At 73.5% G+C, this 20,885-nt stretch carries 18 protein-coding genes and 1 pseudogene; 15 read left to right on the plus strand and 4 right to left on the minus strand.

Features of this window, described 5'->3' with window-relative positions; all coding sequences use genetic code 11:
* Both AB0K43_RS30285 and AB0K43_RS30290 read left to right on the plus strand, forming a co-directional pair.
* Positions 1–91, plus strand: a pseudogene (locus AB0K43_RS30285) (epimerase); the annotation flags it as partial.
* Between the two features lie 191 nt (positions 92–282).
* Positions 283–1,527, plus strand: coding sequence for a transposase (locus AB0K43_RS30290; RefSeq protein ID WP_363645409.1), 1,245 nt, complete (start codon positions 283–285; stop codon positions 1,525–1,527).
* Positions 1,528–1,534: 7 nt separating this feature from the next.
* On the opposite strand, the gene AB0K43_RS30295 is transcribed toward AB0K43_RS30290, so the two are convergent.
* Positions 1,535–3,484, minus strand: coding sequence for a helix-turn-helix domain-containing protein (locus AB0K43_RS30295; RefSeq protein ID WP_363645411.1), 1,950 nt, complete (start codon positions 3,482–3,484; stop codon positions 1,535–1,537).
* 268 nt (positions 3,485–3,752) lie between these two features.
* Between AB0K43_RS30295 and AB0K43_RS30300 the strand changes: the two genes are divergently transcribed.
* Both AB0K43_RS30300 and pabB read left to right on the plus strand, forming a co-directional pair.
* On the plus strand, positions 3,753–4,544 hold the full coding sequence (locus AB0K43_RS30300) for a methyltransferase (RefSeq protein ID WP_363645413.1): 792 nt from the start codon (positions 3,753–3,755) through the stop codon (positions 4,542–4,544).
* 14 nt (positions 4,545–4,558) lie between these two features.
* Complete coding sequence (pabB, locus tag AB0K43_RS30305; protein ID WP_363645441.1) at positions 4,559–6,709, plus strand: aminodeoxychorismate synthase component I; 2,151 nt, start codon at positions 4,559–4,561, stop codon at positions 6,707–6,709.
* Here the strand turns inward: pabB and AB0K43_RS30310 are convergent.
* Entirely contained in the window at positions 6,633–7,790 is a 1,158-nt protein-coding gene (locus AB0K43_RS30310) for a transaldolase family protein (protein ID WP_363645415.1), read from the minus strand. The genes pabB and AB0K43_RS30310 overlap by 77 nt on opposite strands.
* A 307-nt stretch (positions 7,791–8,097) precedes the next feature.
* Here AB0K43_RS30310 and AB0K43_RS30315 point away from each other — a divergent pair, with 307 nt between their 5' ends.
* The 11 genes from AB0K43_RS30315 (at position 8,098) to AB0K43_RS30365 (ending at position 18,809) form a co-directional block, all read left to right on the plus strand.
* Entirely contained in the window at positions 8,098–8,715 is a 618-nt protein-coding gene (locus tag AB0K43_RS30315; RefSeq protein WP_363645417.1) for an NAD(P)H-dependent oxidoreductase, read from the plus strand.
* Positions 8,716–8,848: 133 nt separating this feature from the next.
* The gene (locus AB0K43_RS30320) at positions 8,849–10,024 is read left to right on the plus strand and encodes a 3-deoxy-7-phosphoheptulonate synthase (protein WP_363645443.1); all 1,176 of its coding nucleotides are present in this window, start codon (positions 8,849–8,851) and stop codon (positions 10,022–10,024) included.
* 75 nt (positions 10,025–10,099) lie between these two features.
* On the plus strand, positions 10,100–10,870 hold the full coding sequence (locus AB0K43_RS30325) for a 2,3-dihydro-2,3-dihydroxybenzoate dehydrogenase (protein WP_363645419.1): 771 nt from the start codon (positions 10,100–10,102) through the stop codon (positions 10,868–10,870).
* A gap of 76 nt (positions 10,871–10,946) precedes the next feature.
* Positions 10,947–11,540 (plus strand): isochorismatase family protein, encoded by a 594-nt coding sequence (locus AB0K43_RS30330; protein ID WP_363645421.1) that lies wholly within the window; start codon positions 10,947–10,949, stop codon positions 11,538–11,540.
* Positions 11,537–13,417, plus strand: coding sequence for an anthranilate synthase family protein (locus AB0K43_RS30335; RefSeq protein WP_363645423.1), 1,881 nt, complete (start codon positions 11,537–11,539; stop codon positions 13,415–13,417). The genes AB0K43_RS30330 and AB0K43_RS30335 overlap by 4 nt, the downstream gene beginning before the upstream one ends.
* Positions 13,414–13,779, plus strand: a complete 366-nt coding sequence (locus AB0K43_RS30340; RefSeq protein ID WP_363645425.1) for a hypothetical protein — start codon at positions 13,414–13,416, stop codon at positions 13,777–13,779. The genes AB0K43_RS30335 and AB0K43_RS30340 overlap by 4 nt, the downstream gene beginning before the upstream one ends.
* A 145-nt stretch (positions 13,780–13,924) precedes the next feature.
* The gene (locus AB0K43_RS30345; protein WP_363645427.1) at positions 13,925–14,938 is read left to right on the plus strand and encodes a beta-ketoacyl-ACP synthase 3; all 1,014 of its coding nucleotides are present in this window, start codon (positions 13,925–13,927) and stop codon (positions 14,936–14,938) included.
* Positions 14,939–15,045: 107 nt separating this feature from the next.
* The gene (locus AB0K43_RS30350) at positions 15,046–15,849 is read left to right on the plus strand and encodes an arylamine N-acetyltransferase (RefSeq protein ID WP_363645429.1); all 804 of its coding nucleotides are present in this window, start codon (positions 15,046–15,048) and stop codon (positions 15,847–15,849) included.
* Between the two features lie 6 nt (positions 15,850–15,855).
* Complete coding sequence (locus AB0K43_RS30355; protein ID WP_363645431.1) at positions 15,856–16,251, plus strand: DUF4440 domain-containing protein; 396 nt, start codon at positions 15,856–15,858, stop codon at positions 16,249–16,251.
* A 71-nt stretch (positions 16,252–16,322) separates the two neighbouring features.
* Positions 16,323–17,423, plus strand: a complete 1,101-nt coding sequence (locus AB0K43_RS30360; protein ID WP_363645433.1) for a phenazine antibiotic biosynthesis protein — start codon at positions 16,323–16,325, stop codon at positions 17,421–17,423.
* Positions 17,424–18,809, plus strand: coding sequence for an aldehyde dehydrogenase family protein (locus tag AB0K43_RS30365; RefSeq protein ID WP_363645435.1), 1,386 nt, complete (start codon positions 17,424–17,426; stop codon positions 18,807–18,809).
* A 123-nt stretch (positions 18,810–18,932) separates the two neighbouring features.
* Here AB0K43_RS30365 and AB0K43_RS30370 read toward each other — a convergent pair whose 3' ends face one another.
* The gene (locus AB0K43_RS30370) at positions 18,933–19,892 is read right to left on the minus strand and encodes a hypothetical protein (RefSeq protein ID WP_363645437.1); all 960 of its coding nucleotides are present in this window, start codon (positions 19,890–19,892) and stop codon (positions 18,933–18,935) included.
* 172 nt (positions 19,893–20,064) lie between these two features.
* On the minus strand, positions 20,065–20,885 hold an 821-nt coding region (locus tag AB0K43_RS30375; protein WP_363645439.1), incomplete at its 5' end, for a lyase family protein.

Consider the following 20,885-nt stretch of genomic DNA (forward strand, 5'->3'; position numbering starts at 1 on the left):
CGGCTCCGGCGAGCAGTACTGGAGCGTGATCTCGCTGGCGGACCAGGTCGCGGCGCTGCGCTTCCTGATCGACACCCCGCAGCTGAGCGGCGCGGGTGGTGGGCCCACCACACCACCGCGGGCCGATCGGCCGAGGTTGCGGGCGCGGTGGGAGCGGGGGTGGTGGCCGGGCCACCATCGGCGGGTGGAACCGGGTGACGAGCGCACCTTAGCCGGACGGGTCTGCCGACCTAGCTTGGAAAGGCGGCGCGGTACAGCCAACTTCCAGCTGAGGGGGATCCGATGAGCGGTCTTGCCCTGTATCCAGGTACGACACAGTCCTCAGGTCCGAAGCCGGTCCACACTCCGGCCTTCGACCCCAACCACGATGTGATGCTCCAGGAGCTGTGCTCCGTGGTGCTCGCCTCCCTGCCCCGGGCCGACCAGCGGCGCAAGGGCGTGAGTTACGTGCGCGGCCTGCTGGGCGCGCAGGGGCGCAAGTCGATCAGGAACATCGCCACGGTGGTCGGCGGGGCGGCCGCCGAGCAGAGCCTGCACCACTTCGTCGCCAGCTCCACCTGGGACTGGGGTCCGGTCCGCCAGGCGCTGGCCCAGCACCTGGCCCGGATCGCCCCGCCGCAGGCCTGGGTGCTGCGGCCGACCGTGATCCCCAAGGCCGGCGAGCACTCGGTCGGCGTGGACCGCAGATTCATCCCCTCGCTCGGCCAGGTGCTCAACGCCCAGCAGGCGATCGGGGTCTGGGCCGCCTCGGCGGAGTCCAGCTTCCCGGTCAACTGGCGGCTGCACCTGTCGCAGGCCTGGCTGGACGACCGGCCGCGGCGCAGCCAGGCCTCGATCCCGGACGGCGTGGACGCGGAGAGCCTCGGCGACTGCGCGGTGGAGGCCTTCCGCGGCATGACCTCGCGCTGGGGCCTGCCGATGCGCCCGGTGGTGGCGGACGCGGGCGACGCCGACGCCGGCCGGATCATCCGGCGGCTGCGGGCGCTGCCCACCCCGCTGCTGGTGCGGATCAACGGGAACCTGCCGCTGGCCTTGGCCGGCGCCGGCGGGGGCGGCCGCCCGGTCGAACTGCGCCCCGCGCAGCAGCTGATGGGCGCCGCCCGCGATCTGCGCCGTCCGGTGGTGTGGTCCGACCACACCACCGCGGGAACGCCCAGGACAAGCCTGGTGGCGGGGGTCAAGGTACGGCTGCCCGGGCCTCCGGTGCGCCCGGCCGTCCCGGTACGCGGCATCCGCGGCGACGAGCTGCTGCTGCTCGGGGTGAGCGCGCCCGGCCGCCGCTGGCCCACCGAGCTGTGGCTGACCGACCTGGTGGAGGTCCAGCCGGCGGCGCTGCTGCGGCTCGGCCGGCTGCTCGACCGGGTGGACCGGGACTTCACCGAGATCGCCGACCAGGTGGGCGTCCGGGACTTCGCCGGCCGGTCGTTCAGCGGCTGGCACCGGCATGTGACGCTCGCCTCGACGGCGCACGCGGTGGCCATGCTGGGCCGCGGCGCCGGTGAGAGCGGTCTGCGGTATGCCTCCTGACCGGTGCTCAGAGCTGCCGGTCGCCCGGCCCGGTGTCCTCGGGTGCCTCCCGGCGGTCCAGCAGCACCTGCCGGATCCGGGACAGCCGCAGGGCCAGCTGGATCTCGAAGGCCCGCTCGGGCTTCTGCCAGTCGGGGCCGAGCAGCTCGCTGATCCGCTCCAGCCGGCGGGCCACCGTGTTGGTGTGCACGTGCAGCTTCTGGGCCGCGTAGGTGGGGCTGTTGCCGGTCTCGAAGTACGCGTTGAGGGTGCGGGCGAGCTCGGTGAAGCGCTGCTGGTCGTAGTCCAGCACCGGTCCGATGGTGGTGTCGACGAAGCCGTCCACGTCGTGGTTGTCGGCCAGCAGGACGCCGAAGAAGCCGAGGTCGCGGGCCGAGGCCGAGCGGCCGGTGGCGCCCAGCGCGGTCATCGCGTCCAGGCAGCGCAGCGCCTCCTGGTGGCCGTGGAAGACCGAGGTCGGGTCGAGCGCGGGGCCGGCCCCGCTCACCGTCACCGGGTGGCCGAGCAGCGGGGTCAGCTCCTCGGTCACCGCGCGGGCGGCGGCGCTCGGGTCGGTGCCGGGCAGCAGCAGCACCGCCAGGCCGTTCTGCACCCGCTTGAGGCCGCTCATCCGGTGGGCGTACAGCGAGGCCCAGGTGGCCACCTTGCCCTGCGCCTCGCCCTCCGGCCGGGCCACCACCACGACGTGCGGCTTGCCCAGGTCGATGCCCAGCCGCCGGGCGCGCAGCATCAGCTGCTGCGGCGGACGCTGCGGGTTGGCCAGCAGCTCGTCGAGCAGCTCGTCGCGGACGTGGCCGACGGCGATCGCGGTCCGGCTGCTCTCCAGCAGCAGCGGGATCGCCACCGCCTGGGCCACCAGCCGGGTGAGCTGCTCGCCGCGGTCGGCCAGCGGCGAGTCGGTGCGCAGGAAGAGCGTGCCCAGGCCGATCGTGCCGGCACTGACCGGGGCCACCCAGGTGCCGTCGGCGAGCCGGACCGGGCCGCGCGAGGCGTGCGCGTCCATCGAGGCGAGGACCACCGCGTTCTCGTCGCGCTCCGGCATGTCGGAGGCGGAGGTGAGCACGGTGCCGTCGGCCGCGTAGATGCGGATCGCGCCGCCGAGCCGCTTGCACACCTCGCGGGCCAGCGAGTGCGGGTCGCCGCCGCTCAGCGCCAGGTCGATCAGCCGGGTGTGCAGCTCGCTCAGCTCGGTGGCCAGCTGCAGGCCGTCCTCGGCCTCGGAGGTGTGCTGTTCGAGGTTGGTGACGGTGGCGCTGGTCTGGTCGAGCAGCTGGGCCTTCTCGATCGCCACCCCGGCCAGGTCGCCGAGCGAGCTCATCAGGGCTATCTCGTCGGTGGTGAAGTGCCGGATGTTGCGGTCGGCCACGTAGAGGACGCCGAAGGGGTGGTTGCGATGGCTCAGCGGCACGCCCATGATGGCGTGGAGGCCCTCGGCCCGGACGGTGTCGTCGATCGCCGGGGTGTGGCTGATCCGCTCGTCCGACAGGTAGTCAGGGGTCCAGAACGGCGCCGGGTTGGCCAGCACGCTGCTGCCGAGGCCGGAACCGTCCGGCAGGCGCAGGCCGACGCTCAGGGTCGAGGTGTGGCCGTCGGAGGTGCGGACGTAGATGTAGCCCTGCTGGGCGTCGGGGAAGCTGATGTACGACATGTCGACGCCGATCAGCAGCCGGGCCCGGCGGGTGATCACCTTCAGCAGGGTGTCCAGGTCGTAGGGCATCGCCAGGTCACGGGCGGTGTCGACCAGCGCGGACAGCCCGGCCTCGCGCTGCTGGCGGCGCTTGGACTGGGAACGGATGTTCAGGGCGAGCTGTTTCAGGCGTTCGAGCCGTTCGAGCTCCTCGCCGGTGCTGCCCCGTAGCCGGGCCTCCTCCACCAGGTCCTCGAACTGCTGGGCCGGAGCTTCGCCGGCCAGGTACTCGAGAACGCTGAATGCGGCCGCCTCGGTACGCCCCTGCAACACCGATCCTCCCCGCCTCTCCCCCAATTGCGGTCATTCAGTGTGACGGCCCGCATACCGGAAGGTAAGTGCAGGCCGAGCTCTTCGTCAACCGCGAGTCAAGCGCGGAGGGGGGTATGTGGCGCGCCCACTGGTGCCCCGGCCACCGCCATCCGTCACCGAGTGTGTTGCCGGATCACCTTTCGCTACAGCACCCCTTGAGTGAGGCTTGAGTTGCCCGAGCGCCAGTGGGCCGGGAATCAGTCGGTGTGCGTAGGAGGGGAAGCTGATGCTGGAGGTCACGGACTACAGACGCTCGTTGGAGCGTAGCCGGATGTCCCGGCTGCGGCGGGACGGTCGCTCGACGTTCCGGCTCCAGCAGCGCGAGTGGGACCTGCTGGAAGGGGTGTTCGCGCCGACGGACTCGCCGTCCACCGGGATCGCCCTCGATCTCCTCGGCCTGTCCTGCGGGCTGCCCGGCACCCGGACCGGCTCGCTGCTGGAGATCGGCTGCGGCGCGGGTGTGATCGCGGTGGCCGCGGCGCTGGCCGGCTGCGAGCGGGTGGTCGCCTCCGACATCAACCCGGCGGCGGTCCGCAACACCGAACTCAACGCCGCCCGGCACGGCGTGGGCGGGCGGGTCCGCGCGGTGCAGAGCGACCTGTTCGCCGCACTCGATCCCGAGGAGCGCTTCGACACCATCTTCTGGAGCTCCAACTACGTCATGGCTCCGGAGGGTTACCACTACGAGCACGTCCACGAGCGGGCCTACGTCGACGCCGGCTACCGGGCCCACCGCCGCTTCCTGGCCGAGGCGCCGGACCGGCTGCGCCCGGGCGGGCGGGTGCTGCTGCACTTCTCCACCCGGGGCGACCTGGTCAGCCTGCTGCGGCTGGCCGGCCAGGCCGGCCGCGGGCTGCGGATGCTGCACGGGGTGGTGGTCCAGGAGGGCGAGTACGAGGTGGAGCACATGCTGCTGGAGGTCACCGCCTGGGCGCCGCGCGAGGACAGCGTGCCCGCGCAGCGCGAGGCCTCGGTGCCGCGTCCGCGGGTGGGCGAGCGGGAGCGGGAGCGGCTGTGAAGTCTGAGAGTGGCGTGCGCATCCTGCTGGTCGACAATTACGATTCCTTCACATTCAACCTCTTCCACCACCTCGCCGAGGTCGGCGGGCAGGAGCCCGTGGTGGTGGTCAACGACGACCCCGACTGGCGCTACGAGCAGCTGGCCGGCTTCGACGCGGTGGTGATCTCGCCCGGCCCCGGCAGCCCGGACCGCCCGGCCGACTTCGGGATCTGCGCGGAGATCCTGGCCAAGGGGGAGCTGCCCGTCCTGGGCGTCTGCCTGGGGCACCAGGGGATCGCCGCCCTGCACGGCGGCCGGGTCGAACGCGCGCCCGAGCCCTTCCACGGTCGCAACTCGGCGGTGCACCACGACGGCACCGGCCTGTTCGAAGGACTGCCCTCGCCGCTGGACGCGGTCCGCTACCACTCCTTGACCGTGCAGCAGCTCTCGCCGCTGCTGGAGGCCACCGCCTGGACGGACGACGGCCTGCTGATGGGCCTGCGCCACCGGGATCTTCCGCTGTGGGGCGTGCAGTTCCACCCCGAGTCGATCGGCGGCGACGACGGCCGCCTGCTGCTCGCCAACTTCCTGCGGCTGGCCGCCGACCACAACCGGCGCACCGGCCGGGTCACCCGGCCCGCGCACCGCGTGCCGCCCGAGCCGGAGCAGCGCTTCCTGCCGCGCCGCCGGCTGCGGGTGCTGACCCGGGCGATGCCGACCCGCTGGGACGACGAGGTCGCCTTCGACCGGCTGTTCCGCGGCGGCCCGTACGCCTACTGGCTGGACAGCAGCCGGCCGGACGAGCACGCCGGGCGGTTCTCGGTGATGGGCGACGCCTCCGGCCCGCTCGGCCGGGTGGCCGTCGCCGACGTCGAGCGCGGCACCGTCACCGTCCACGCGCCGACCGGCACCGAGGTGGTGCCCGGCCCGTTCCTGGACTGGGTCGACCGCGACCTGCGCGACCTGCGGACCGAGGTCCCGGAGTTGCCCTTCGACTTCGCCCTCGGCTGGGTCGGCTACCTCGGGTACGAGCTGAAGGCCGAGTGCGGCGGCGACCTCGCGCACCACTCGGACACCCCCGACGCCGTGCTCGCCTTCAGCGGCCGCGCCCTGGTGCTCGACCACGCCACCGGCACCAGCCACCTGCTGGCGCTCGCCGAGGAGGGCGGGGAGGCGCAGGCGCAGGCCTGGCTCGACCTGGCCGCCGAGCGGCTCGCGCTGACCGAGGGCCGCCGGCTGCACCTGGCCGGTCCGCCGCTGCCGTTCGGCCCGCTGACGGCCCGGCACGACCAGCCGGGGTACCTCGGCCTGGTGGACGCCTGCCTGCGGGAGATCGAGGCCGGCGAGAGCTACGAGGTCTGCCTCACCAACATGCTGGAGGCGCCCGGTCCGTTCGACCCCTGGGAGGGCTACCGCTACCTGCGCCGGATCAGCCCGGCGCCGTACGCCGCGCTGCTGTCCTTCGGCGACCTGGCGGTGCTCTCCACCTCGCCGGAGCGCTTCCTGAAGGTGGACCGCACGGGGCTGGCGGAGTCCCGTCCGATCAAGGGCACCCGGCCGCGCGGTGCCTCGCACCGGGAGGACCGGGCGCTGGTCGAGGAGCTGCGGACCAGCGAGAAGGACCGGGCCGAGAACCTGATGATCGTGGACCTGGTCCGCAACGACCTCGGCCGGTGCGCCGAGATCGGCTCGGTGCGGGCCACCGAGCTGTTCACGGTGGAGTCCTACGCCAAGGCGCACCAGCTGGTCAGCGTGGTGCAGGCCCGGCTGCGGCCGCAGGAGAGCGCGGTGAGCTGCGTGCGGGCCGCCTTCCCGCCCGGCTCGATGACGGGTGCGCCCAAGCGGCGGACCATGCAGATCATCGACCGGCTGGAGCAGGGGCCGCGCGGGGTCTACTCCGGGGCGATCGGCTACTTCTCGCTGACCGGCGCGGCCGATCTGAGCGTGGTGATCCGGACGGTGGTGGCCACCCCGGGCCGGGTGCGCTACGGCGTCGGCGGCGCGGTGATCGCACTCTCCGACCCCGAGGGCGAGTTCCTGGAGACCGCGGTGAAGGCGGCCCCGATGGTGGCGCTGGCCGGTGCCGAGTTCCCGGTGGGCCGTCAGCTCAGCGGTCGGGCAGCGCGGCCGGACCAGGTGGGGACGGTGCGGAGCCGGGACAGAGCTGCGGCACCGGCGCACTGACCGCGACCATCCGCAGCTGCTCGGCCACCGAACTGCGCAGCAGCAGCCAGGAGTCGGTCAGCCGGCCCACGCTCTCGGCCTCCAGCCGGCGCACCACGGCGTCGTAGGAGATGCCGAGCCGGCCCAGGCGGTCCAGCACCGCCTGGGCCGCCTCGTGCTGGCCCATCAGGGTGTCGCCGCGCAGCGTGCTGTGCCGGGCGGCGTCCTCCAGGGTGGGCAGCGACATCGCGTTCACGGTGCCCCAGGAGACCAGCGACTCCACGTAGCCGGTGCCCGGCCGGGGCCGGCCCGCCCGGGCGGTGTCGGTCCACATCAGGCGCTGCGGCCGGGCCCCGGCGGCCCGCAGGGTGCGCCAGCGCTCGCCGCCGAGGTGCTCCTCGTACACCCGGTAGAGCAGCCGGGCGGCGGCCAGCGAGGCCTGGCCCAGCAGGGCGCGGGCGTCCTCGCTGCCGAGCTCGCCGAGCAGGCCGTCCACCTCGGCGTCGACCCGGCCGACCGGCAGCGAGGCGACCGAGGCGATCCCCGACAGCCGGTGGTCGGACGCCAGGGCGATCTCCAGCCCGTCGAAGTAGGCCGCCACCACCTGGGTGTAGCGGGACACCGAGTAGATCTCGGTCGCGTGCACGCCGATGCCCAGGCCCACGCAGTCCCGGATCGCGCTGAGTCCGGCGGTGGTGGCCGGGATCTTCACCAGCGCGTTGCGGCGGCCGACGGCCCGGGCCAGCTCGACGGCCTCCGTCACGGTCGCGGCCGCGTCGTGGGCCAGCCGCGGGTCGAGGTCCATCGAGACCAGGCCGTCGTAGCCGTGCGTCGACTCGAAGACCTGGCGCAACTCCTCGCAGGCCAGCCGCTGATCCCACACCGAGGTGGCCCAGACCGCGCCGTCCACCGACACCCGGTGGTGGGCCAGGCGCAGCAACTGCTCCCGGTACGCGGTGCCGTGGGCGAGCGCGTCGGCCAGCGCGAGCGGGTCCGAGGTGGCACCCCGGACCCCGGTCTGCGCCACCAGCCTGGTCAGCGCGCCGGAGACCAGCAGGCCGCGGTGGACGCCGTCCAGCCACGGCGAGACGCCCTCCGCCACAAGCTGCCTCAGATGACGCTGATTCGCTGGTGCCAGCGGCGATTCTTTCAAGGCTGGATCACTGCTCCCAGTCCGGTGCCGTAGTCCCGTAATGCGGCACTCACGGCATGAGGATAGGCGGCCATTTGCCCGTCCTTGGTGCGCTTCGGAATTCCCTGTCAGGTCCAACCGGGGCGGATAGTTCCGGATCGACCTGATGGAGTATCCGTCACCTGACGGAGTGCCCCGTACCGCATTGGCCGCCCCGCCCCGGCCGGAACAGGATCGGCAAAACGAGCAGCCATCCGCGTCGGGGAGTACACCGGTCATGCCAAACGTCGCTGTCATCTATTACTCGTCCACCGGAAATGTCCACCGGCTGGCCCGGGCCGCCGCCGAGGCGGCCGAACAGGCCGGCGCCGAGGTACGTCTACGGAGGATCCCGCAACCCGCCGAGGAGACCTTCGTCCCCGGCACCGAGGAGGCGGCGGCCGACCTGCGCGCCGCGTCCGACGGCATCCCGGAAGCCACCCTGGACGACCTCGACTGGGCCGACGGCATCCTGATCGGCTCGCCGGTCCGGTTCGGCCTGCCGGCCCCCGCGGTGATCCGGTTCATCGACACCACCGCTCCGCTGTCCATCCCCGGCGGGCTCGCCAACAAGGCGGTCTCCGCCTTCACTTCGGGCTCGGCCCCGCACGGCGGCCACGAGACCACCATCCTGGCGCTGCACAACGCCTTCTGCCACTGGGGCTCGCTGATCGTCGCCAACGGCTCGACCGACCCGGTGCTGTTCCAGCCCAACAACGGCAATCCGTACGGCAGCAGCGCGGTCTCCCGCAACAAGCCCGGCCAGGTGCACGAGGAGAACCTCGCGGCCATCGCCTACCAGGCGCGCCGGGTCACCGACGTCGCCGGGCTCGTCCGGGGCCTCAAGGCCCTCTGAACACCCTGCACTCCGTTCTGTTCCGGTACCACGCGGGCCGGCGGACCGGTTCGCCGGCACCCGCGACCTCACCATGGAGATACCAGTGGACAACGCACTGCTCGACATCAGAACCCATCCCGCGCTGCGGGAACTGGACGACGACCTGCACGAACTCACCGCCTCGCGGACCGCGCTCCAGCAACCGCTCTGGGAGGACCGCGAGGAGCTGGAGCGGGTGAAGCAGGCCCTGGCCGCCGAACCGCCGCTGGTCAAGGCCGACGACGTCCGCAGACTCCGCTCCCTGCTGGCGCAGGTGGCCGACGGCGAGGCGCACCTGGTCCAGGCCGGCGACTGCGCCGAGGACCCGGCGGAGTGCGGCGAGGACTACGTCGCCCGCAAGGCCGGGCTGCTGGACGCCCTGGCCGGGGTGCTGAAGATGGCCACCTTCAAGCCGGTGGTCCGGGTCGGCCGGATGGCCGGCCAGTTCGGCAAGCCCAGGTCGGCCCACACCGAACTGGTCGACGGCGTCGAACTCCCGGTCTACCGCGGCCACATGGTCAACGGCCCGGAGCCCGTCCCGGGCGCCCGCCGGCCCGACCCCAAGCGGCTGCTGGCCGGCTACCGCGCGGCCGCCCGGGCGATGGGCCACCTCGGCTGGCTCGACCCCGCCCAGCGCTCCACCATCTGCCCGCCGGTGTGGACCAGCCACGAGGCGCTGCTGCTGGACTACGAGCTCCCGCTGGTGCGGCGCGACGAGAACGGCAAGCTGCTGCTCGCCTCCACCCACTTCCCGTGGATCGGCGAGCGCACCCGGCAGCTGGACGGCGCCCACGTCGCGCTGCTCGCCCGGGTGGTCAACCCGGTCGCCTGCAAGGTCGGCCCCGGCATGACCCCCGACGAGCTACTGGCCCTGTGTCAGATCCTCGACCCGGACCGGGAGCCCGGCCGGCTCACCCTGATCGCCCGGATGGGCGCCGAGGCCGTCACCGACAAGCTGCCCGCCCTGGTCCGGGCCGTCCGGGCCGCAGGTCACCCGGTCATCTGGCTCACCGACCCGATGCACGGCAACACCGTCACCGCGCCGGACGGCCTGAAGACCCGCTTCCTGCGGACCGTGGTCCGCGAGGTCGAGGGCTTCCAGCAGTCCGTGCTCGCGGCCGGCGGCACCGCCGGCGGCCTGCACCTGGAGACCACCCCGGACGACGTCACCGAGTGCGTCGCCGACGCCTCCGCGGTCGACGGGGTCGGGGCCAGGTACACGAGTTTCTGCGACCCGAGGCTCAACCCGGTCCAGGCCATGTCCGTGGCCCTGGCCTGGCATGGCTGACCGACGGATCGCGGACATCCCCAACCACACCAGCCGGCCCGCCAACCGGGACCGGCACGTAGGGAGGTCCGACCCATGGAGAACAAGACAGCCCTGGTGACCGGCGCGGCCGGCGGCATAGGCGCCGCCGTCGCCCGGGCCCTGGGCCTACGCGGCGCCTTGGTGGCCGCCGTGGACCGGGACGCCGAACGCCTCGCCGAACTGGTCGAGAAGCTCGCCGCCGACGGCATCCACGCCGTGGCCTTCCCGGCCGACGTCACCGACTCGGCCTCGGTGGACGCCGCCGTCGAGGAGGTCGAGCAGCGGCTCGGCCCGATCGAGTACCTGGTCAACGCGGCCGGCGTGCTGCGCCTCGGCGAGGTGCGCACCTTCACCGACGAGGACTGGCGGACCACCTTCGAGGTCAACGCGAACGGCGTCTTCCACGTGTCCCGCGCGGTGGTCAACCGGATGGTGCCGCGCGGCCGGGGCGCGATCGTCACGGTCGCCTCCAACGCCGCCGTCACCCCGCGCAGCGAGATGGCCGCCTACGCCGCCTCCAAGGCCGCCGCCACGCTCTTCACCAAGAGCCTCGGCCTGGAGGTGGCCAAGCACGGCATCCGCTGCAACCTGGTGGCCCCCGGCTCGACCGACACCCCGATGCTCAGCTCGATGTGGCAGGACGACTCCGGCCGCGCGGGCACCATCGAGGGCCGCCCCGACGCGTACCGGGTGGGCATCCCGCTGCGCAAGCTCGCCGATCCGACGGACGTCGCCAACGCCGTCGCCTTCCTGCTCTCGGACGAGGCGGGCCACATCACCCTGCACGACCTGACCGTGGACGGAGGCGCGAGTCTCGGTGCCTAGCAGCACTCTCACCCATGCAACGCAGTCCCCCGCACAGCGGCCCCGGGCGGGCATCCCCGCCATCACGCCGTACCCCATGCCGACCGCGGGGGAACTGCCCGCCAACATCGCCGACTGGACGGTGGACCCGGACCGCGCGGTCCTGCTCGTCCACGACATGCAGCGCTACTTCCTGGCACCGCTGCCGGCCGAGGGGCCGGGCGACGAACTGGTGCGCAACGCCACCCTGGTGCGCGAGCGCCTCGCGGCGCTCGGCGTGCCGGTGGCCTACACCGCACAGCCCGGCGGCATGTCGCCCGAGGAGCGCGGCCTGCTCGCCGACTTCTGGGGCCCGGGCATGCGGGTCGACCCGGCCGACCGGCTGATCGTCGACCCGCTGGCCCCGCGCCCCGGGGACTGGGTGCTCACCAAGTGGCGCTACAGCGCCTTCTTCCGCTCCGACCTGCTGGAGCGGATGCGTGCCGCGGGCCGCGACCAGCTGGTGATCTGCGGCGTCTACGCGCACGTCGGGGTGCTGATGACGGCGGTGGAGGCCTTCACCAACGACATCCAGCCCTTCCTGGTCGCCGACGCCGTCGCCGACTTCTCCCAGGACCACCACCGGATGGCGCTGGAGTACGCGGCCCAGCGCTGCGCCGTGGTCCGCACCGCGAAGGAGATCCTGCCGTGACCGACCTGCTGAGCAGAGTGCTGGCCGGGCGCGCGCCCGCCTTCGCGCTGCTGCACCGGCCGGAGACCGCCGGGCCCGGCACCGTCGACGTGCTGGCCGGCGAGGTCTCGCTGCCGACGACCCTGGCCGACATCCCGCTGTCCGACACCGGCCCGGCCGGGCAGCACGAGGTGCTGGTCCTGGTGCCGTACCGGCAACTGGCCGAGCGCCGCTTCGAGGCGGCCGACGACGGCACGCCGCTGATCGCGATGACCGTCGCCGAGCAGGCCGCCGTCCCGGTCGAGGAGGTGCTGGCCCGGATCCCGGACGTGCGGATCCAGCTCGGCGGCGGGCACTTCGACATCTCGGACGAGGCCTACGCGGACACCGTGCGCCGGGTCATCGCCGAGGAGATCGGCCAGGGGGCGGGCGCCAACTTCGTGCTCAAGCGCTCCTTCGTCGCCGACATCACCGACTACGGGCCGGCCGCCGCCCTCGCCTTCTTCCGCCGCCTGATGCAGCGGGAGTCCGGCGCGTACTGGACCTTCCTGGTGCACACCGGCGAGCGGACCCTGGTCGGCGCCAGCCCCGAGCGGCACATCAGCGTGCAGGGCGGCACCGCCGTGATGAACCCGATCAGCGGCACCTACCGCTACCCGCCGGCCGGCCCCAGCCTGCCGGAGGTGATGGACTTCCTGGCCGACCGCAAGGAGGCCGACGAGCTCTACATGGTGGTCGACGAAGAGCTCAAGATGATGGCCCGGATCTGCGACACCGGCGGCCGGGTGGTCGGCCCGTACCTCAAGGAGATGGCCCGGCTCGCGCACACCGAGTACTTCATCGAGGGCCGCACCGACCGCGACCCGCGCGAGATCCTGCGCGAGACGCTGTTCGCCCCCACCGTCACCGGCAGCCCGCTGGAGAGCGCCGCCCGGGTGATCAACAAGTACGAGCCGCAGGGCCGCGGCTACTACAGCGGCATCGCCGCCCTGATCGGCCGGGACGAGCGGGGCGGGCGCAGCCTGGACTCCGCGATCCTGATCCGGACCGCCGACATCGACGCCGGCGGGCGGGTGCGGATCGGGGTCGGGGCGACCCTGGTGCGCCACTCCGACCCGCTCTCCGAGGTCGCCGAGACCCGGGCCAAGGCGGCCGGGCTGCTGGCCGCCCTGGAGGCCGACGGGCCGGTCCGGTTCGGCTCGCACCCCAGCGTGCGGGCGGCACTGGAGCAGCGCAACGGCACCATCGCCGGCTTCTGGCTGGCCGCGGACGCGGAGCGCGAGCGCCCGCACCCGGAGCTGGCCGGCCGGCGGGTGCTGGTGGTGGACGCCGAGGACACCTTCACCTCGATGACCGACCACCAGCTGCGCTCGCTCGGCCTGGAGGTGACGGTCCGCCGGTTCGACGAGCCGTACGACTTCGACGGCTACGACCTGGTGCTGATGGGCCCCGGCCCGGGCGACCCCGGCGACCTGGAGCACCCCAAGGTGGCCCACCTGCACGCCGCCGTCGGCCGGCTGCTGGCCGAGCGCCGGCCGTTCCTCGCGGTCTGCCTGAGCCACCAGGTGCTCAGCCTGACCCTCGGGCTGGACCTGCGGCGCCGGGAGGTGCCCAACCAGGGCGTGCAGCGGGAGATCGACCTGTTCGGCACCCGCGAGCGGGTCGGGTACTACAACACCTTCTCGGCCGTCGCAGGGGCCGACCGCTTCGAGGCCCCCGGGATCGGCACGGTGGAGATCAGCCGGGACGCCGCGAGCGGCGAGGTGCACGCGCTGCGCGGGCCGCACTTCGCCAGCATGCAGTTCCACGCCGAGTCGGTGCTGACCCAGGACGGGGTCCGGATCGTCGGCACGATGATCGCCGAGGTGCTCGGGGCGGGCGCGGTGGTGGCCCGGTGAAGGTCGTCATCGCCTGGTGGGACCTGGCCGGCTCGGCGCAGACCGTCGACTCGCTGCGGGAGTTCCTGCGGGAGGAGGCCGTCGAGCGCTGGGCCGGGGTCGAGGGGCTGGTGCTGAAGACCTGGATCGCCGACCGCGAGCGCGGGCGCTGGGGCGCGGTGCAGCTGTGGGAGTCCGAGGACGCCCTGCGGCAGCCGCTGCCCACCCGGGCGGCCGAGCTGATCGGCTACCCGCCCACCGAGCGGCTGGTCTTCGACCTGGAGGCCACCACCGCGGGGCCGCCCGGCCCGGCCGCCGTGGCCGCTCCGGGCGCCCTGGCGGCCCTGGCGGCCCTGGCCGGCCTCGGCCCGGCGCTCGGTTGACGGGGGTGCCGGCCGCCCCGGCGGCGGCCGGCACCACCCCCATTGATTTACCTGACAAGGTCGGATCGAGGGCTTTGCTCCGGCAGTTCCCGGCACGGGACGATCGATGACGGATGAGCCCGCGGAAAACGAGGGGAATTCAACAATGATCACGACGGGGATTGACCGGGAAATCCGGCGTTCTGCCGCGATCGCCGTACTCGGAACCGGCTCGTACCTTCCGGCGCACGTCATCACCAATGACGAGGTGGGAGAGCCCGCCGGCGTCACCGGTGAATGGATTCACGCCAAGACCGGAATACGCAACCGGCGCCGGGCCAAGCCGGACGAGGCCACCTCCGACCTCGCGGTCATCGCCGCCCGGGCCGCGCTGGAGAGCGCCGGTCTGCGGGCCGCCGACATCTCGCTGATCGTGGTGGCCACCTCCACCCCCGACTCCCCGCAGCCGCCCACCGCCTGCGTGGTCGCCGACGAGCTCGGCGCGGCGCCGGGCACCGCCGCCTTCGACGTCAACGCCGTGTGCAGCGGTTTCGTCTTCGCGCTGACCACGGCGGAGCGGATCCTGCACGGCACCGACGGCCACGCGCTGGTGATCGGCGCCGACGTGTACTCCCGGATCCTGGACCCGGCCGACCGGCGGACCACCATCCTGTTCGGCGACGGAGCGGGCGCCGTGGTGCTCGGCCCGTCCCGCGGCGGGGAGGTGGCCGCCACCCGGCTGGCCAGCTTCGGCGCCGACCGCGAGCTGATCGAGGTACCGGCCGGCGGCAGCCGGCTGCCGGCCTCGCACCGGACGGTCGCCGAAGGTCTGCACTACTTCACCATGAACGGCCGCGGCGTCCGCGACTTCGTCGCCGAGAACGTCCCCGGCGCGGTCCGGGAATTCCTCGCCGACGCCGGCACCTCCCCCGACCGACTCGCCCGGTTCGTACCGCACCAGGCGAACGGCCGGATGCTGGAAAGCCTCTCGGCCGAACTCGGCCTCGGGCCGGGCCGGACCTGCACCACATTCGAGGAATTCGGGAACACCGGCTCCGCCTCCGTCCCGATCACCCTGGACCAGGCCGCCCGGGCCGGCGAGCTGAGCCCCGGGGACCTGATCCTGCTGGCCGGGTTCGGCGGCGGGATGGCGATGGGCCTGGCCCTGCTGCGCTGGTGACGGCGCAGCCGCACACCTCAGGCCGCACAGCCGCGGCCGCACACCCCCTTGCGGCGCAGCTGCGGCCGCACACCCCGAAGACCCCACCCACTGCGAAGGAGACGGTGATGGACGACACCCAGGTGGACGACTACCTGCGCCGGATCGGCGCCCAGCGGCCCGAGCGGGCCGACCTCGACGGCCTGCGGCACCTGCAGGAGCGGCACGTCCTGTCGGTGCCGTTCGAGAACCTCGGCTACCACCTCGACGAGCAGATCCACATGGACGAGCGGGTGCTGGACAAGATCGTCCGGCAGCACCGCGGCGGTGGCTGCTACGAGGTCAACCCGGCCTTCTCGTTCCTGCTGGAGGCGCTCGGCTACCAGGTCGAGATCCTGCCCGGCCGGGTCTTCCGCCCGGGCGGGGTCTACGGGCCGGCCCTGTGCCACCTCGCCCTGAAGGTCGAACTCGACGGCGTGACCTGGCTGGTGGACGTCGGCTTCGGCCGCAACAGCCGGCACCCGCTGCTGCTGGACTCCCGCGAGCCGCAGCAGGACCCGGACGGCACCTACCAGCTGTTCGACGCGCCCGGCGGCGGCGTCGACATCCACCTGAACGGCAAGCCGCTGTACCGGCTGGACGACCGGCCGACCCGGCTGGACGACTTCGCCCCCACCCTGTGGTGGTGGCGCACCTCGCCCGAATCCCCGTTCCTTCAGGACGTGTTCTGCTCGCTGCGGACCGAGGACGGCCGGATCACCCTCAAGGGCAACCAGCTCTCGGTGGCGGCCGGGCGGGACCGCTCCAACGAGGAACTCGCCGACGACGCGGCCGTGCTGGCCGCCTACAAGACCCACTTCGGCTTCAGCCTCGACCGGCTGCCGAGCCCGCCGCAGGTCGCCGGCGCGACCGCCGGCGTGCAGACCGGCTGAGCGGCGATGACCACCGCCGCCCGCACCCTGCCGACCGAGGCCGCCGACCTGCCGTACGCCTTCGCCGAGGCCTTCAACGCCGGCGACCTGGCCGCCGTGGACCGGCTCTTCGAGCCCGGGGCGCTGTTCGTCACCCGCCCCGGCCACACCGTCAGCGGCGACGAACGGCGGGCCGCCAACGCGGAGTTCCTCGCCCTCGGCATCCCGATCCGGCTCACCCTGCGGCACGCCTACGTGCTGGGCGACCTCGCCCTGCTGATCGGCGACTACCTGATCGAGGGCACCGCCCCGGACGGCACCCCGGTGTGCGACCGGGGCACCGCCACCGACGTGGCCCGCCGCGGCCCGGACGGCTGCTGGCGCTACGCCATCGACAACCCCTCGGGCACCGACCGCCCGTAGGGCCCCCTGCTCCCGCAAGGCTCCTGCTCCCGCAAGGCCCCGCTCTCCCCGAACCGTTGGAAGGAACCGTTGTGTCGCCCGCTGCTGATCCGGTGCTGGACCTGCCCTTCGACGCCCAGCCCGACCCGGAGGAGTTCCTCCGCGCCGCCATGCGCTGGCACTTCTCCCCCGAGACCGGCTCGCCGTTCTGGCTGGAGCGGGCGGCCGGCCTCGACTTCGACCCGCTCACCGACATCCGCACCTACCAGGACCTGACCCGCTTCCCCAACCTGGCCAACGAGCTGCGCCACGTGCGCGCCGAGGACCTGATCCCGCGCGGCTACGGCGACCGCCCCGAGGTGGTCGGCGTCTACGAGAGCGGCGGCACCACCGGCGCCCCCAAGCGGATCGTGCTGCTGCGCGACTGGCTGGACAAGCTGCTCGCCTGGAGCAGCGCCCAGCTGGACGGCCACGGCGTGCCGCAGGGCGTCAACTGGCTGACCGTGGCGCCCAACGGCCCGCACATGGTCGGTGACGTGATCAAGCAGCAGACCGCCGTGCGCGGCGGCCTGTCCTTCACCGTCGACCTCGACCCGCGCTGGGTCAAGAAGCTGATCTCCGAGGGCAAGGTCGCCGAGGCCGGCGCCTACGCCGAGCACATCGTCGACCAGGTGGGCTACCTGCTCCAGACCCAGGACATCGGGGTGCTGATGTGCACCCCGCCGGTGCTGGAGCGGATCGCCCGGCGCGAGGACCTGGCCAAGCTGGTGGACGAGAAGGTGAAGGCGATCAACTGGGTCGGCACCCAGATGGACCCGGACACCCGTCACCTCTACCGCACCGAGGTCTTCCCGAACGCCGTGCTGTACAGCGGCTACGGCTCCACCATGATCCTCGGCAACGCCAGCGAGCGGCACGGCCTGACCGACGACGACCCGTGCATCTACGACCCCTACTCGCCGTACATGAGCTTCGGCGTGATCGACCCGGCCACCGGGGAGAGCGTCGGCTACGGCGAGCGCGGCCAGGTGGTCATGCACCACGTCAGCAAGAGCCTGCTGATGCCCAACAACCTGGAGCGCGACACCGGCCTGCGGATCGAGCCGCTGCCCGGGCAGATCGGCGACTCGGTCGCCGACATCGCCCCCGTCCAGGAGTTCGACAACGAGACCGTGATCGAGGGGGTGTACTAGATGGCCCGGCAGGAGAGCGATGCGCTGATCGCGCTGGACGCACTCGGCCCGAACGGGTCCTTCAGGTCCCGCAACCGGACCGTGGTGCCCGACGTCACCGGCCGCCCGGTGGCCGAACTCGGCCTGGTCCCCACGCTGTTCGTCACCCGGGCGATGGCCGCCCTGCGCAAGGCCGACAGCCTGCCGGCCGAGGAGCGGATCGCGGCGCTGGCCCGGGCCGGGCGGATCTTCGCCGAGGAGACCATCGACGGCCTCGGCTACGAGGAGTACCGCCACACCGTCGCCCGGGTCTCCGGGGTGCCGATCTCGGTCGTCCGGGAGGCCACCGCGGCCATCGAGGACGCCGCCGAGCAGGCCGGTTTCGCCGCCTACCAGGCCCAGCCGGCCGGGGCGGTCAGCGACTGGCGCTCCGACGCCACCCGGCGCGGCAGCGCGGTCTGGACCCGCCGCGGCCAGGTGTTCGCGGTGCACGCCGCCGGCAACCACCCGGGCCCGCACTCGCTCTGGCTGGAGGCCCTGGCGCTCGGCTACCGGGTCGCCGTCCGGCCCTCGCGGCGCGAGCCGTTCACCCCGCACCGGCTGGTCACCGCGCTGCGGCTGGCCGGCTTCGGCGACGACCAGGTGATGCTGCTGCCCACCGACCACGCGGGCGCCGACGAGGTGCTGCGCGGGGCGGACCTCGGGCTGGTCTACGGCGGGGACGAGGTGGTCCGCAAGTACGCGGGCAGCAACATCCTGCCGCAGGGCCCGGGCCGGTCGAAGATCCTGATCACCGCCGACACCGACTGGCGCGAGCACCTGGACACCATCGTCGACTCGATCAGCCACCAGGGCGGGGTGGCCTGCATCAACGCCACCACGGTGCTGGTGGAGGGCGACCCGGGCCCGCTGGCCGAGGCGATCGCGGAGCGGCTGGAGACCATCCCCAGCCTGCCGCCCGAGGACGAGAAGGCGGTGCTCGCGGTGCAGCCGCTGGCGGCCGCCCAGGGCATCGAGTCGTTCCTGCTCGCCCGGGCCAAGGGCACCAAGGCCTGGCTCGGCGGCGACGGCGTGGTCGGCGAGCTGGGCGACGGCAGCGCCGTGCTGCGGCCCGCCGTGCACCAGCTGGACCGGCCGGACGCCGACCAGGCCGGCATCGAACTCCCCTTCCCCTGCGTGTGGGTGGGGCCCTGGACGGCCGAGGCGGGGACGGCTGTGCTGCGCGACAGCCTGGTGGTCACCGTGCTCAGCGGCGACGACGCCCTGGTGGACCGGCTGCTGGACGAGCCGAGCATCAGCAACGTCTACCGGGGCGACCACCCGACCTACTGGATCCGTCCGGGGGTGCCGCACGACAGCTACCTCGGCGAGTTCCTGATGCGGACCAAGACGGTGATCCGCGACTGATCCCACCCCGGGCCCACCCCGGGCCCACCCCTGCCCGTCAGGCCCCCGGCGCCGCCCCCGCGCCGGGGGCCTGACGCCGTCCCGGCCAGGGGTGCGGTGGCGACGGTGGCGGTGGTGGTGGCGTCAGGGGCCGAGCGGCGGTGGGCCGGCGATGCCGTGCACCACCAGCTCCAGGGTCTCCCGCTCGCGCCGGACATCCAGGCCGGCAGCCGTCAGCAGGGTGAGCAGCAGCTCGTCGGTGGTCTCCTCCAGCACCTCCAGCAGGGCGGCCGCCGCGCCGCCCGGATCCACCGCCGCGGCGTCCCGCAGCGGGCGCGGGGCGAGGTAGCCGACGGTCGTGCGGCCGGTGTGGCCGGTGGCCGGGGCGAGCCGGATGCCGACGCCGTCCGGCTCCTCGGCGAACGGCAGCGTGCACAGCCGGGCGAGCTGGCGCACCCGGGCGGTCACCAGCGGGTCGAGCCGCGGTCCCGGGCCGGGCCCGGCCGTCAGCGCGGTGGCGCCGGCCGGCAGCGGCTGGGGCAGCGCCGGCGGCAGCGGCAGCGGCCGGGCCAGCCCCCAGATCAGCTCCTCGCCGCCGGACCAGCCGGGCCGCACGTCCAGGCCGCCGGCCCGCAGCAGCGCGGGCAGCAGCCGCAGACCCATCCCGCCCACCAGCGCCTCCCACAGCGGCATGGCGGGGCCGAGCTCGCCCTCCAGGCTGCCGGTGACGTCGTCCAGCCGGCGCGAGGGGTGGAAGGAGAACGCGACGGTGCCCGGCAGGCCGTACTCCGGCATCAGCGACAGGCCCGGATCGCGGGCCACCGCGGCGAACGGCAGTCCGCACAGCAGGGTGATCCGGCGGACCCGCTCGACCACCTCGGGCACGATCCCGAGCGCCGCGGGGGACAGCTCGTCCAGGTCGGCGCCGAGCGGCGGCAGCCGGTCCTGGTCCACCGCCCGCCCCGGCTCGGGCGTGGTCACGGCCGGGTGCGGGCCGGGCGAGACGCCGGCGGCCGAGTCCAGGGCCTCGAAGGCCCGCCGGTCCGGGGGGCTCAACTCCGAGCCGGGGAACAGCAGCCGCATCGCCTGCGCCCATTCGTCCACGGGGCCGCCCACCGTTCCTGTCGCTCCGCGTGTGTGCTGCCACCACGCTCCCACCTCCGGACGCTACCGGCACACCGCTGCGCGGGCGGCGCCCCGCCCGGCGGCGCGCCGGACGGGTCCGGAGCGCGCCGATGCCCCCGACCGGGTGGCCGGGGGCATCGGGCCCTGGAGGTCAGGGCCGGTCGTGCGGGGGGTCGGTGGGTGCGGGGCCGGCCGGCCGACGCTCGTCGAGTGCGTGGTCGACGAGGGTGGGTGCGGCGCCGGTGTAGGTGGTGGGGTCGCAGAGGTGGGTGAGTTGGTCGGGGGTGAGGTGTTCGGTGATCTGTGGGTGGTCGGCGAGGACGTGGGGGAGGGGTCGGCCGGTGTGGTGGGCGGTGGTGGAGGCGTGGGTGAGGAGGTTTTTGGCGGTGGTTTTGCCGAGGTGGGGGGTGAGGTGGGCGGTGAGGTGTTCGGAGACGATCTGGCCGGCGGTGAGGTCGAGGTTGGTGCGCATGCGGTGGGGGTGGGGTTGGAGGCCTTCGGTGAGTTCTGCGGCGGTGTGGGCGGCGCCGCCGGTGAGGCGGAGGGTTTCGCGTAGGAGGTGCCATTCGGCGTGCCAGGTGCCGGCGGAGCGTTCGTCCTCGGTGAGGAGGCATTGGGTGAGGGTGGTGGTGAGGGCGGGGATCTGGAGGGCGGCGGAGCGGATGAGGGTGGACAGGACGGGGTTGCGTTTGTGGGGCATGGCGGAGGAGGTGCCGCGGCCGGTGGTGGTGGGTTCGGTGAGTTCGGCGATTTCGGTGCGGTTGAGGGTTTGGACGTCGATGGCGATTTTGCCGAGGGCGCCGGTGGTGTGGGCGAGGGTGGTGGCGAGGTCGGCGATGGGGGTGCGGAGGGCGTGCCAGGGGAGGGTGGGGTGGGTGAGGCCGGTTTCCTGGGCGTAGGTGTGGGTGAGTTGGTGGTGGTAGGTGGTGGGGTCGGTGTGGGGGTTGTCGATGTGGGCGTAGGCGAGGTAGC

It is taken from the genome of Kitasatospora sp. NPDC049258 (assembly GCF_040678895.1).
In the GTDB taxonomy this organism is placed as follows: domain Bacteria; phylum Actinomycetota; class Actinomycetes; order Streptomycetales; family Streptomycetaceae; genus Kitasatospora.

Bases quoted from the DNA above. Each gene is read 5' to 3' on its own strand.
- AB0K43_RS30290 (WP_363645409.1), top strand. From the start codon at position 283: ATGAGCGGTCTTGCCCTGTATCCAGGTACGACACAGTCCTCAGGTCCG.
- AB0K43_RS30300 (WP_363645413.1), top strand. From the start codon at position 3,753: ATGCTGGAGGTCACGGACTACAGACGCTCGTTGGAGCGTAGCCGGATG.
- AB0K43_RS30315 (WP_363645417.1), top strand. From the start codon at position 8,098: ATGCCAAACGTCGCTGTCATCTATTACTCGTCCACCGGAAATGTCCAC.
- AB0K43_RS30325 (WP_363645419.1), top strand. From the start codon at position 10,100: ATGGAGAACAAGACAGCCCTGGTGACCGGCGCGGCCGGCGGCATAGGC.
- AB0K43_RS30330 (WP_363645421.1), top strand. From the start codon at position 10,947: ATGCCGACCGCGGGGGAACTGCCCGCCAACATCGCCGACTGGACGGTG.
- AB0K43_RS30345 (WP_363645427.1), top strand. From the start codon at position 13,925: ATGATCACGACGGGGATTGACCGGGAAATCCGGCGTTCTGCCGCGATC.
- AB0K43_RS30350 (WP_363645429.1), top strand. From the start codon at position 15,046: ATGGACGACACCCAGGTGGACGACTACCTGCGCCGGATCGGCGCCCAG.
- AB0K43_RS30355 (WP_363645431.1), top strand. From the start codon at position 15,856: ATGACCACCGCCGCCCGCACCCTGCCGACCGAGGCCGCCGACCTGCCG.
- AB0K43_RS30365 (WP_363645435.1), top strand. From the start codon at position 17,424: ATGGCCCGGCAGGAGAGCGATGCGCTGATCGCGCTGGACGCACTCGGC.